Annotated in this window: 12 protein-coding genes; 3 read left to right on the forward strand and 9 right to left on the reverse strand. The window is 62.3% G+C overall.

The genetic code is table 11. The annotated features are described in order from the left end of the window. Positions 1-139 precede the first annotated feature (139 nt). The 4 genes from MPN20_RS16365 to MPN20_RS16380 all read right to left on the reverse strand — a co-directional run bounded on the left by MPN20_RS16365 (position 140) and on the right by MPN20_RS16380 (position 3,481). The gene (locus tag MPN20_RS16365) at positions 140-469 is read right to left on the reverse strand and encodes an SMR family transporter (RefSeq protein ID WP_242783864.1); all 330 of its coding nucleotides are present in this window, start codon (positions 467-469) and stop codon (positions 140-142) included. Then, entirely contained in the window at positions 466-822 is a 357-nt protein-coding gene (locus tag MPN20_RS16370; protein WP_242783879.1) for a multidrug efflux SMR transporter, read from the reverse strand. The genes MPN20_RS16365 and MPN20_RS16370 overlap by 4 nt, the downstream gene beginning before the upstream one ends. 170 nt (positions 823-992) lie before the next feature. Further along, positions 993-1,235, reverse strand: coding sequence for a YbdD/YjiX family protein (locus tag MPN20_RS16375; protein WP_347566844.1), 243 nt, complete (start codon positions 1,233-1,235; stop codon positions 993-995). A gap of 26 nt (positions 1,236-1,261) precedes the next feature. After that, on the reverse strand, positions 1,262-3,481 hold the full coding sequence (locus MPN20_RS16380; RefSeq protein ID WP_242783865.1) for a carbon starvation CstA family protein: 2,220 nt from the start codon (positions 3,479-3,481) through the stop codon (positions 1,262-1,264). Positions 3,482-3,798: 317 nt separating this feature from the next. Between MPN20_RS16380 and trpS the strand changes: the two genes are divergently transcribed. Further along, positions 3,799-4,797: a tryptophan--tRNA ligase gene (trpS, locus tag MPN20_RS16385; RefSeq protein ID WP_242783866.1), complete on the forward strand. Its 999-nt coding sequence runs from the start codon at positions 3,799-3,801 to the stop codon at positions 4,795-4,797. Between the two features lie 81 nt (positions 4,798-4,878). Next, positions 4,879-5,928: a phosphatase domain-containing protein gene (locus MPN20_RS16390; RefSeq protein WP_242783867.1), complete on the forward strand. Its 1,050-nt coding sequence runs from the start codon at positions 4,879-4,881 to the stop codon at positions 5,926-5,928. A 143-nt stretch (positions 5,929-6,071) separates the two neighbouring features. On the opposite strand, the gene MPN20_RS16395 is transcribed toward MPN20_RS16390, so the two are convergent. The 5 genes from MPN20_RS16395 to MPN20_RS16415 all read right to left on the reverse strand — a co-directional run bounded on the left by MPN20_RS16395 (position 6,072) and on the right by MPN20_RS16415 (position 10,976). Continuing rightward, positions 6,072-7,043 carry a nitronate monooxygenase family protein gene (locus MPN20_RS16395; RefSeq protein ID WP_242783868.1) on the reverse strand — a complete coding sequence of 324 codons (972 nt, stop codon included), beginning with the start codon at positions 7,041-7,043 and terminating at the stop codon, positions 6,072-6,074. 196 nt (positions 7,044-7,239) lie between these two features. Continuing rightward, on the reverse strand, positions 7,240-8,016 hold the full coding sequence (locus tag MPN20_RS16400; protein WP_242783870.1) for an enoyl-CoA hydratase: 777 nt from the start codon (positions 8,014-8,016) through the stop codon (positions 7,240-7,242). Next, on the reverse strand, positions 8,013-9,071 hold the full coding sequence (locus MPN20_RS16405; protein WP_242783872.1) for an enoyl-CoA hydratase/isomerase family protein: 1,059 nt from the start codon (positions 9,069-9,071) through the stop codon (positions 8,013-8,015). The genes MPN20_RS16400 and MPN20_RS16405 overlap by 4 nt, the downstream gene beginning before the upstream one ends. Before the next feature lies 1 nt (position 9,072). Further along, on the reverse strand, positions 9,073-10,239 hold the full coding sequence (locus tag MPN20_RS16410) for an acyl-CoA dehydrogenase family protein (protein ID WP_242783874.1): 1,167 nt from the start codon (positions 10,237-10,239) through the stop codon (positions 9,073-9,075). Between the two features lie 221 nt (positions 10,240-10,460). Beyond that, a complete protein-coding gene (locus tag MPN20_RS16415) occupies positions 10,461-10,976 on the reverse strand; it encodes a MarR family transcriptional regulator (RefSeq protein ID WP_242783875.1) in 516 nt (171 codons plus the stop codon). 34 nt (positions 10,977-11,010) lie between these two features. On the opposite strand from MPN20_RS16415, the gene MPN20_RS16420 reads away from it, so the two are divergent. After that, positions 11,011-11,703, forward strand: a complete 693-nt coding sequence (locus MPN20_RS16420; protein WP_278189997.1) for an SOS response-associated peptidase — start codon at positions 11,011-11,013, stop codon at positions 11,701-11,703. Positions 11,704-12,170: the final 467 nt, after the last annotated feature.

Genomic DNA, 12,170 nt, shown 5'->3' on the forward strand with positions numbered 1-12,170 from the left:
GGTTGCTCACGCCCCGGAGGGTTGCTCAGCTCAATGAGGCGAAGAATTGCCACGCACCCGCGCAGATTGCCCGCTTGCGCGCGCCTGGGCTGCCCCCGCCCGTGCCTGTGCCTGCGCCCGTGTGCTGCATGCGCGCTCGTCAGGAGTGGGAGCCGACCTCGACGAGCAGGACACCGACGATGATGAGACCGATTCCGGCGACCATCATGCGCGTCAGCCGCTCCCGGAACAGCACCCGACCAGCCAGAGCGGTCAGCGCGACCCCGGTTGCGGCCCAGATCCCGTAGGCGGCGCCCAATGGGAAGCCGGTCCGCAGAGTCAGGCTGAGCAGACTGAACGACACGAGGTATCCGGTTGCCACCGCCGCGTACCACCATTTCGAACCGCCCAGCGAGGCCATGCGCAGTGAGATCGTGGCGGCGACCTCGAGCACGATCGCGATCGCCAGCAAGAACCAGCCGAGGATCATTCAGACTCCCCGTTCGATGTCTCATCCATGACATTCTCGCGGTTGCCGAGCTCGACGAGGATGACTCCTGCCATGATGCAGGCGAGGCCGACCAGCATGACAGGGGTGAGTGGTTCGGCGAAGAAGACAAGTGCGAGAACGGCAGTCAGCGCCACACCCGTGGCACCCCAGATTCCGTAGGCGATGCCCAGCGGCATTCCAGCACGGAGAGTGAGACTGAGGAAGATGAAAGCCGCCCCGTAGCCGAGGACGGCGACTAAGTAGAGGGCTGGCGAGTCCAGTGCCCCTTTGAGGGCCAGAGTTCCTGTCACCTCCGCGCTGACCGCGCTCGCGAGGTAGAGCCATTTGCGCACAAGTTCATTATCGAGCATGGGCATCCGTCGGAGAAATCAGTGTGAAGACTACTCTGATCCTGACTCTTATTCTGAGTCCTGCTCTGGCCATGATTAAGGCCCGGGGCCGAGTGGCTGTCTGTCCACTCGGCCCCGGGCCTCGATCCTACGATGAGCACCTGGCGGTGCTGTCAGCAGCAGCGCGCCTTTGGGTTGCGGTCCTGCTCATCGACGAGGTCGCGCCAGAACTGCTTCTCACCCATGGCGCCTTCGCGAGTGCCGTGACGGCGCTCGAAGGACTCCAGATAGTGGATGTAGGCGTTCTCACCCATGATCTCTTTGAGGTACCAGAGGAGCCCGGCTCCGCCTCGGCGCAGGGACCCCCAAGGATCCCGGATGAGGCGTTCAAGCGGGTTCGCGGACGCATCGATCACTGTGCTTCTTTCCTTTGCCGAGGTGGTCATTGTCGTCTCGGTCCGTGGTGCTCGTCCCACTGAGCCTGGACCTCACGCTCGGACCTGCGGGCGATGAGGCCCGCAGGAGCGAACATCTTCGTCTCGGTGAACGGCTCCTCCGAGGTGGGCAGGGACCCCTTCTTGACGGCTTCGATGGACTTCCACGCGGCCATGACGACGACCATTGCCACGAGCAGTGCGAAGATGATCGACAGGGTTCCCTGGACGAAGGTGTTGCGGACGACGGCGTTCATCGCCGCCAGACCCTCGGTATTTCCCAGTGAGGTCTCTCCAGAGGCCACTGCGTCCTTGTAGGCGAAGTGCTGTGCCCAGTATCCGAGCTTCGGATCCGAGGAGAAGATCTTCTGCCAGGACGCCGTCATCGTGACCACGAGGTCCCAGACGAGCGGAATGCCCGGGATCCAGGCCCAGCGGGCCAGACCCATCTTGCACACGATCGCGAAGATCACCGCCAGGGCGATCGCCGCCAACAGCTGGTTGGAGATGCCGAAGAGCGGGAACAAGGTGTTGATGCCGCCCAGTGGATCGGTCACGCCCATGAGCAGGATCGACCCCCAGGCTGCGACCATGATCGCGGTCGTCAGCCACGCACCAGGTGTCCACGATGGGTCACGGAACTTCTTGGAGAAGTTGCCAAGCGCATCGCTGAGCATGAAGCGGGCGACGCGGGTGCCGGCATCGATCGTGGTGAGAATGAAGAGCGCCTCGAACATGACGGCGAAGTGGTACCAGAACGACATCCACGCGGGTCCGCCGAAGACGTTGTGGAGGATGTGCGCCATGCCCATCGCCAGCGTCGGAGCGCCACCGGTGCGGGAGACGATGCTCTCCTCACCGACGTCCCTGGCTGCCTGTTCGAGCACTTCCGGGCTCGTCTGGACTCCGGACATGCCCAAGGTGTTGTTGATGAAGTCCGACGCCCCCTGCACGGTGCCGCCGGTCAGCGGCTCTGCGGCGTTCATCGCGAAGTAGAGCCCCTTGTCGAGGCAGATCGCGGCGACAAGCGCCATGATCGCGACGAACGACTCCATGAGCATCCCGCCGTAGCCGATGAGGCGCGCCTGGGATTCCTTCTCGATCAGCTTCGGAGTCGTTCCCGAAGAGATGAGTGCGTGGAATCCCGACAGCGCCCCACAGGCGATCGTAATGAACAGGAACGGGAACAGCGCTCCCGCGAAGGCCGGGCCGGCAGTGTTGAACGCGAACTCGGTCACAGCAGGCATCTGCACGGTCGGGTTGACGACGAGGATGCCGACGGCCAGCAGGATGATCGTGCCGAGCTTCATGAACGTCGACAGATAGTCGCGTGGTGCCAGCAGCACCCAGACCGGCAGAACCGCGGCGAGGAAGCCGTAGATCATCAGGCACCAGGCCAGGGTGATCTTGTCGAGGTGGAAGAACTCGGACCACACCGGAGAGGTGTGGACCCAGCCGCCGGCGACGATGGCCAGAACCAGGAGCACGATGCCGATGACGGAGACTTCAACGACCTTGCCGGGGCGCAGGTAACGCATGTAGATGCCCATGAACACAGCGATGGGGATGGTCATCGCGATCGAGAACACGCCCCAGGGGCTTTCGGCCAAGGCGTTGATGATCACGACGCCGAGGACGGCGATGAGGATGACCATGATGAGGATGATGCCGATGGAGGCGATGATTCCGCCGGTGCGGCCCAGCTCGTCACGGGTCATCTGACCCAATGAGCGGCCATTGCGGCGCATCGAGAAGAACAGCACCATGTAGTCCTGGACACCGCCGGCGACGATGACGCCGAGGACGATCCAGAGGGTTCCGGGCAGGTAGCCCATCTGGGCAGCCAGAATCGGTCCGACCAGCGGGCCCGCACCTGAGATGGCGGCGAAGTGATGTCCGAAGAGGACACGACGGTCAGTCGGCGCGAAGTCACGGCCATTGTCATTCAGCTCTGCCGGAGTGGCCCGCTTCGGGTCCGGACGGCAGATCTTCCATTCGATGAATTTGGCGTAGAAGCGGAAGGCGATGAGGTAGCTGCCGACGGCAGCGGCGACGAACCAGCTCGCCGACATCTCCTCTCCGCGTACGAACGCCACCATCGCCCATCCGGCAGCTGCGACTGCCGCGATGGCCACCCACAGAACGATCTTCGCCGGAGTCCAGCGTGGCTTCTCCACCACAGCGACCGGCGGCAATCCCTCCTCGGTCTTCACGTATTCAACCGACAAGATGTCCTCCTCATTGAGTTCGATGTGCGCACAGGCTCTTTTCTGTGCCTGTGTTCTGCTTGGTCCATGAATGCCGGATTCTGCGAAGGGCGAGCGGCCGGTGACCGTTCACGGGGCCATCGGCCACCACTGCCGGCAACGCCTGTCCGTTCCTTGTGAGAAGTCTCAGCAGATCATGTGCTCTGATTGGTCACTATACCTGTTGCGGGTGACACGGGGGTGGCGGGGGTCACAGAATCAAACTGCCTTGTCCCGGCCGCTGTCCATCAGGGCGGGCGGTCGGCGGTTTCGTCTATGTGAAGTGGCATCATAGGACTATGACGACTTCTTCACTTCCACGCACAGTTTCCGGCATCCAGGCCACATCGGACTCCCTCCACCTGGGCAACTACATCGGAGCTCTGCAGCAGTTCGTCGCACACCAGGAGTCGCACGACCCGTTCTACTTCATCGCGAACATGCACGCGATCACCGTCGAACAGGACCCGGCGGACCTGCGCGAACGGACTCTGCGCACCGCCGCGCAATTCATCGCCGCGGGCCTCGACCCGGAGAAGTCGACGATCTTCGTCCAGTCCCAGGTCCCGGCCCATCCTCAGCTGTCGTGGATCCTCGAATGCACGACCTCGATGGGTGAGGCGAGCCGGATGACTCAGTTCAAGGACAAGTCGGCCAAGCAGGAGCATGTGTCGCTGGGCCTGCTCACCTACCCTGCACTGATGGCTGCCGACATCCTCCTCTACAACCCGCAGCTGGTTCCCGTCGGCGAAGATCAGCGCCAGCACCTGGAGCTGACGAGGAATCTCGCTGAACGCTTCAACTACCGCTTCGGCCGAACCTTCACCGTCCCCGAGGCGCAGATCCTGAAGTCGACCGCGAAGATCTATGACCTGCAGAACCCCGCGTCGAAGATGTCGAAGTCGCTGCCGAGTCCGCTGGGTCGCATCGACCTTCTCGACGAACCGAAGGCGCTGACGAAGAAGATCAAATCCGCAGTCACCGACGACGGTAAGGAGATCGCCTTCGACCCAGAGGCAAAGCCGGGAGTGTCGAACCTGCTCACCATCTACTCCTCCCTGACGTCTCGTCCCGTCGACGACATCGTCGCCGAGTACGAAGGGAAGATGTACGGTCATCTCAAGGTCGATCTCGCTGAAGTCGCCGTCGAGGCGCTGACCCCGGTGCGGGAGCGGACCAATGAGCTCCTACAGGACCGGGCCCAGCTCCAGCGCATCCTCGACGAGGGTGCGGCCAAGGCCAACGCGGTCGCCGAGGTGACCCTGCGAGAGGTGTACGACAAGGTCGGCTTCATCTGACCGTTCCATCGATTCGGCTGCGTCCGATACGCGAGACCCGATCTACGAGACCCGACGTGTGACGAGTGTGGAGGACGAACCGTGGCGAAGAAGAAACCTGATGAGGGCCCGCTGAACCTCACCCCCGACATGCTGCACACTGCGGCGAGGGTGGAGGACCGCTTCAACGGCTGGGTTCAGAACCGAGCAACCGATCACAGCTATCAGCGCACTGTCATCGCCTATGACACGTACGGCGGCACCGGCTGGGTGCGCGTACTGGGACGGATGGTCCTGACTCCGAACGGACAGCCTGCCGCAGACCTGCATGCGAGCATCCGCGGGTGGCGCTCATTCCTCAATGTGCCGCTGCCCAATGACACGGCATGGGTCCGGGTCAACGATGAGGAGCACATGGTCACCTCCGACCGAGGCGGCATCATCGACATTGTCATTCCCGGAGACTTCCACCCGGGGGAGACGGAGATCGAGCTGTGGACCGATGGTTCGCTCGTCGACTCGGCCGCCGTGCGGATCATCGGTGAGGATTCGACGTTCGGCATCGTCTCCGACATCGATGACACGGTGATGGTCACTTCGCTGCCACGGCCGTTTCTGGCCGCATGGAACACCTTCGTCCTCAGCGAGCACGCGCGTTCACCGGTGGCGGGGATGGCCGTGCTCTACGACCGGATCACCTATCTGCGGCCCAACACCCCGATGGTCTATCTCTCGACAGGGGCATGGAATTCGGCGCTGACGATCAAACGGTTCCTCTCGCGCAATCTCTATCCGATGGGGCCCCTGCTGCTCACCGACTGGGGTCCGACGACGACCCGAGTCTTCCGCTCCGGCAAGGAGCACAAGCGCAATGCGCTCGAGAGGATGTCACGAGAGTTCCCGTGGATGAAGTGGCTGCTCATCGGCGATGATGGGCAGAACGACGAGGAGATCTACGGAGAGTTCGTCGACAACCATCCCGAGAACGTCGCGGCTGTCGCCATCCGCCAGCTCACTGTCGGCGAGGCCGTGTGGGCCGGTGGTCGCTCGAAGCGCCATGGCCGCGGCCAGGGTGTGCCGTGGATCTACGCTCCAGACGGCGCGGGACTCTCATCGCGCCTGACCGAACGCGGCATCATCTCCACCATCTGATTCCGGAGTCTCCACTATCTGACCCCGTGATCCAGCACGGCTTCGTTGCAGCGCCAGTGAATCCCCGTACAGATCGAAATGACCCCTGGACGAGCTGAGTCCAGGGGTCATTTCGTGCTCGGAGTCGCGAAAGAAGTGCGGTCTCAGCCCATGCGGGTCGAGAGTTCCTTCTTCGCCTGCTCGAACTGAGCGGCGAGGTTGTCGACGAGTTCAGCCGTGGTGGTCGTGGCACCGAGGACGCCGATGCCTTGGCCCGAGCCCCAGATGTCCTTCCATGCCTTCGAATCCGGCTTGTCTCGATTGCCGAAGTCCATCTTCGTCGGGTCCGATTCCGGCAGGTTCTCGGGATCAAGTCCCGAGGCAGTGATCGAGCCGCGCAGGTAGTTGCCCTTGACTCCGGTGAAGTAGTTCGAGTAGACGATGTCGTCGGCCGCAGAGGACACGATCATCTGCTTGTAGTCCTCGACGACATTGGCCTCTGTCGTGGACAGGAATGCCGAACCGACATAGGCGTAGTCGGCTCCAGCGGCCAGGGCTGCGAGGATCGAGCGACCGTGCGCGATCGCTCCCGAGAGCAGCAGCGGGCCGTCGAACCAGGTTCGGATCTCCTGGACGAGAGCGAATGGAGAGAGCGCTCCAGCGTGCCCGCCGGCGCCGGCGGCGACGGCGATGACACCGTCAGCGCCCTTCTCGATCGCCTTGTGAGCGAACCTGTTGTTGATGACGTCGTGGAGGACGACGCCGCCGTAGGAATGAACGGCTTCGTTAACCTCTTCCCGAGCTCCCAGCGAAGTGATCACGATGGGCACCTGGTGGCGGACCACCTCGGCGAGGTCCTCCTCCAGACGGTTGTTCGAGCGGTGGACGATGAAGTTGACGGCGAACGGCGCTGCCGGACGGTCAGGGTTCGCAGCGGTGAACGCGGCATTGGACTCGGTGATCTCGTCCAGCCAATCGGTGAGCATCGACGCCGGCCGGGCGTTGAGCGTGGGGAACGAGCCGACGATGCCAGCCTGGCACTGGGCTTTGACCAGTTCGGGCCCCGATGCGATGAACATGGGGGAGCCGACGACTGGAAGTCGCAGCTGCTGGCGAAGATTGGCGAAAGAGTTCACGGTGCCTCCTTGTATAGGTGATTGGTCCCACTCTAACCGAACGATTGTTAAAAGTTGTCGTGGCTCACATGTCGATCATCGGCGCTCGTCGACGATTCGAGGAGCCATGGGCACCGCAGACGCTGATGGCGCAGACGAGTTCGTCTCGTCTGCGCCATCAGTCGGAGCATGCGCCGCTGGAATGCGGGAAGCTGGATCAGGAATCCGTGAAGTTCGCGTCCCGCTTCTCGACGAAGGCGGCCATGCCCTCGGACTGGTCGTTCGTGGCAAGGCTCGAGTGGAAGAGACGGCGTTCGTACTTCAGGCCCTGTTCGAGGGTCGTTTCGAAGGCCGTGTTGACGGCTTCCTTGACCATCGCCGAGGCGATGCGGGACTTGGACGCGATCGTCTGGGCGATCTCGTTGGCTGTCGGGAGCAGATCGTCGGGTTCGACGACGCGTGCGACGAGCCCGGAGCGCTCGGCTTCCTCGGCGTTCATCATGCGTCCGGTCAGGCACAGGTCCATCGACTTGGCCTTGCCGATCGCGCGGGTCAACCGCTGAGAACCGCCCATTCCGGGCAGAACGCCGAGGTTGATCTCGGGCTGACCGAACTTCGCCTTCGTCGAGGCGATGAGAATGTCGCCCATCATCGCGAGTTCGCAGCCGCCGCCGAGAGCGAAGCCGTTGACCGCGGTGATGACAGGCTTCCGGACGTCCGTGAGGCGAGTCCAGCCAGCGAACCAGTCGGCCTTGAACGCGGTGGCGAAGTCGAGCGAGGACATCTCTTTGATGTCAGCGCCGGCGGCGAAGGCCTTGCCGCTGCCGGTGATGATGATCGCTTTGATCTCATCGTCGGCGTCGAAGGCGGTGGCCGCATCGGTGACGTCCGTGAGCACCTGCATGTTCAGCGCGTTCAGGGCCTTCGGGCGGTTGATCGTGATGGTGGCGACGCCGGAATCGACCGACGTGATGATGGTTTCGAATTCGCTCATGAGAACACCTTGTCTGTCTTGGCTGTGGTGAGGATGGCCTGGACGGTTTCGTCGCTGACCTCGTCGAAGCTGGCCGGCGACCACTGAGGATTGCGGTCCTTGTCGATGACCTGGGCGCGGATGCCTTCCTTGAGGTCGGGACGCTCCGTCATCGCAACGGCGGTGCGGTAGTCCTGTTCGAGCACCTCGGCGAGGGTCATGGTCGCCGCGTTGCGAACGGCTGCCAATGTCACCTTCACCGAGGTGGGTGCCTTGGTGCCGATGAGCTGCGCGGCGGCATTCGCGTCGGGATTCGCATGTGCGGAGAGCGCTGCGACGATGTCTTCGACATGATCGCCCTGGTAGCACTCGTTGATCCAGGCTTCGGCCTCGGCGAGTTCGTTGGCCGGGGCTTCGGCACGATAGCGGTCGATGACGGTCTCGATGTCTTCGCCGGTCTCGATGTCGGCGATCAGCTGAGGGACGTCGGCGTCGGGGACGAAGTAGTCGGCCAGTCCCATGGCAAGTGCGCCTCCGGGGCCGACGGGCAGGCCGGTCAGTGCCAGATGCGTGCCGAGCTCGCCGGGGGCGTGGGCCAGCAGGTGCGTTCCGCCGACGTCGGGGAAGAGGCCGATGCCGGTCTCGGGCATGCCGACCTTCGTGGAGTCGGTGACGATGCGGTGCGAGGCGTGCCCCGAGATGCCGACGCCGCCGCCCATCGTGATGCCGTTCATGATGACGACGTAGGGCTTCGGGTATTCGGAGATCGCGTGGTTCATCTTGTACTCGCGATTCCAGAACCGCGTGTTCTCATCGCTGCCGGCGACGATGTCGTTGTAGACGGCCTTGATGTCGCCTCCGGCGCACAGTCCGCGCTCACCGCGGCCGGTGACCAGCACTGCGTTGATCGAATCGTCATCGCGCCAACTCGTGAGGGCGTCGTCGATGGCGCCGACCATGTCGAGTCCCAATGCGTTGATCAGCTTTGGTCTGTTGAGTTCGATCCGCCCGACTCCATTGGCCGTCGAGGTGATGACCGACGTTTCCGTCGGTGGTGCAGAGGTCTCTGCTGTCATATCAGCCCACTCCTGTGCTCTTGCGCGAGATGATCACGCGCATGATTTCGTTGGTGCCTTCCAGAATCTGGTGGACGCGCAGGTCACGAACCAGCTTCTCAATTCCATACTCTGTCAGATAGCCGTAGCCGCCGTGCAACTGGAGTGCCCGATTGGCCACTTCGAACCCGGCATCGGTGGCGGTCAGCTTCGCCATTGCTGACAGAAGAGAGGTGTTCGGATCACCGGCATCATAGGCGCCTGCGGCTCGCCACAGGAGAGAACGAGCAGCTTCGAGCTTCGTCTGCATCTCCGCGACGTCGAAGCGCAGGGCCTGGAAACCGGAGAGTTCGGTGCCGAAAGCCTGGCGCTCACCCATGTAGTCGATGGCCTTCTCAAGAGCAGACTGACCGCCGCCCAGGGAGCAGGCACCGATGTTGAGCCGTCCCCCGTCGAGGCCGGACATGGCGATCTTGAATCCCTGTCCGGGTTCGCCGAGGAGATTCTCCTTGGGGACGCGGACATTCTCCATGATGACCTGGCGGGTCGGCTGTGCACGCCATCCCATCTTCTGCTCGTTGGGGCCGAAGGACAGTCCCTCCATTCCCTTCTCGAGGATGAATGCGGAGATTCCGCGCGACCCGTCCTGGCCCGTCCGCGCCATCACGAGATAGGTCTCGGAGGTGCCGGCTCCGGAGATGAACTGCTTGACGCCGTTGAGTACGTAGGCGTCCCCATCTTCCCGCGCCGAGGTGCGCAGTGCGGCGGCATCAGAGCCGGCGTTGGGCTCGGTGAGGCAATAGCTGCCGAGGTGATCCATCGATGTCAGGGGAGCGAGGTACTTCTCCTTCTGATCCGCATTGCCGTACTTGTCGATCATCCACGCGACCATGTTGTGGATGGAGATGTAGGCGGCGACTGAGGGGCACGCAGTCGACATCGCCTCGAAGATGAGGGCTGCGTCCATGCGTCCCATGCCGGTGCCGCCGGATTCTTCGCTGACATAGATTCCGCCCATGCCCAGATCGGCCGACCGCTTGATCACATCGACTGGGAAGTGGTGGTTGGCATCCCATTCGAGGGCATGCGGAGCGATCTCGGAATCGGCGAATTCGCGCACCATGCCGGAGATGGTCTGTTGTTCTTCGGTGAGACCGAACGGCAGGGCAGCCGCTGTGCTGCGGGACATTGTTCCTCCGGGAATGGAATTGGGCGTACATGTATGACGTGAACCACGATACGGAGAAAATACTAGGACGTCCAACTAATTTGTCGTTCGCCTGCTCCGGAGCATCGCATGAGGGGGAGAGGGGGAGTACGGGAGTGGAAGCGGGGAGGTGGGGAGTACGGGAGTGGAAGCGGGGAGGTGGGGACGTGGACCGCGCCGAGTCTGGCGTCGGGGACAGCTCGTCAGGCGTGGTCTTCGAGCTCGGATCGCAGTGATTCAAGGTGGGGGAGCAGGTTGCTCAGATCAGTGCCGGCCAGTGCAGGGGAGGTGAACACCTCTTCGTTGAGCGCGGTCGTCGCGCGCGCTGAGAGATCCCGGCCGGCATCAGTGAGTTCGACGAGAGTCGTCCTCCGGTCGTCAGGATGGCTGCGCCTCTGCACCAGGCCTGCCTTCTCGAGGCGGTCGACCGAATTCGTCGTCGACGTCGCGTGCACCTGCAAGCGGGCGGAGATCTTCGACATCGGCAAGGTGCCGGACTTCGTAAAGGAAAGAAGGGTGAGGACTTCGTAGCGAGAGAAGGTGAGCGAGAACGGCTTGAGCGCTGCATCGACCTTGGCGAGGAAGAGCTGATGGACTCGCATGACAGAGATGACTGTCGTCATGCCCTCTGCCGCACTGTTCCAACCGTGCGCGAGCCATTGTTTCCGGGACTCTTCGATCGGATCGAGTCTGCTCGCTGTCGTCTTTTCGGCCGCCATTGTCGACAGTGTAGTGAAGTGAGAAGATAAGTGCATGTGTGGTCGACTCAATATGTCACTCGATCCGGCTGACCTCGCCGATGAGCTCCGCCTCGACGTCGTGTCGTATGACTACGCACCCCGATACAACGTGCCGCCCGGCTCGTTCGTGCCCATCGTCGTCGAACGCCTCGATGACGAGGCTCAGCTCACCCGTCGTCTGGAGACTGCTTCGTGGGGCCTGGTCCCCGGCTGGGCGAAGGACACCAAGATCGGGTTCAAAGCATTCAACGCGCGATCCGAGACTGTGCTTGAGAAGCCGATGTTCCGTCAGGCGATCACGCGGCGCCGGTGCGCCCTGCCGATCCCTGGCTATTACGAGTGGGAGACGACCGAGGACGGAAAGCAGCCGTGGATGATGTCGGCCGCTGGGCCTGATCCTCTCTTCATGGCAGGCCTGTTCGAGTTCTGGAAGCAGCCCGATCAGTCCTGGCTCGTATCGACGACGATTCTGACGATGGAGTCGGCCGGCCATCTTCAGGACGTCCACCATCGGATGCCTGTCTTCCTCAGTCGCGGACACATCAGCGAGTGGATCGACCCGGCGGTGCCGAGCAATGATGTTCCCCTACTCCTTGAGTCGACGTTGAGTCAGGTCGACCCTGCGAGTGTGACACGACACAAGGTTGGCAGAAGTGTGGGAAATGTACGCAACGACGGACCTGAATTGATCCAGCCGGTCGGCTGACGACACAACCGCAGATTGAGCCTCTGACCAGGCAAGAAGCGATAGTCCGAGGCAGAGTAGTCGACCTGAGGGATCGGTTGAGAGCGGGGCGTTCGGCTACGTGTTGCACAGCCCGGCGGATGTGTGTAATGTATACCGAGTTGCCAGCCCGAAAGGAACGGCAGCAGCTACCTCGAGAAGGTCTGGTCCGGGTAACGAGAAGATGAACTTCAAGTTGCGAACGACACCGCCAAGCTGTAGAGTAGTAATCCGCTGGTACGGCGAGTCGCAAGACAAAATGTACAAAAACTGATACCCCCAGTGAACATGTGGTCTCTTTGATCGTGTGGTGATGGGTGTGTGTTTGTGGTTTGAGAATCCAATAGCGTATTCGTTTGAACAGATAGTGATGCCAGAAACATTTATTTTCTGGTAAGACAATCACGTGTCCACACATGAGTGACTGCCCCTCGCCGGGTGGTCACGCC

This window comes from Brevibacterium sp. ZH18 (genome assembly GCF_022748595.1).
Classification (GTDB): domain Bacteria; phylum Actinomycetota; class Actinomycetes; order Actinomycetales; family Brevibacteriaceae; genus Brevibacterium.

Coding starts and splice junctions, on each gene's coding strand:
- MPN20_RS16365 (WP_242783864.1), bottom strand. CDS start 469: ATGATCCTCGGCTGGTTCTTGCTGGCGATCGCGATCGTGCTCGAGGTC.
- trpS (WP_242783866.1), top strand. CDS start 3,799: ATGACGACTTCTTCACTTCCACGCACAGTTTCCGGCATCCAGGCCACA.
- MPN20_RS16400 (WP_242783870.1), bottom strand. CDS start 8,016: ATGAGCGAATTCGAAACCATCATCACGTCGGTCGATTCCGGCGTCGCC.
- MPN20_RS16405 (WP_242783872.1), bottom strand. CDS start 9,071: ATGACAGCAGAGACCTCTGCACCACCGACGGAAACGTCGGTCATCACC.
- MPN20_RS16410 (WP_242783874.1), bottom strand. CDS start 10,239: ATGTCCCGCAGCACAGCGGCTGCCCTGCCGTTCGGTCTCACCGAAGAA.
- MPN20_RS16415 (WP_242783875.1), bottom strand. CDS start 10,976: ATGGCGGCCGAAAAGACGACAGCGAGCAGACTCGATCCGATCGAAGAG.
- MPN20_RS16420 (WP_278189997.1), top strand. CDS start 11,011: ATGTGTGGTCGACTCAATATGTCACTCGATCCGGCTGACCTCGCCGAT.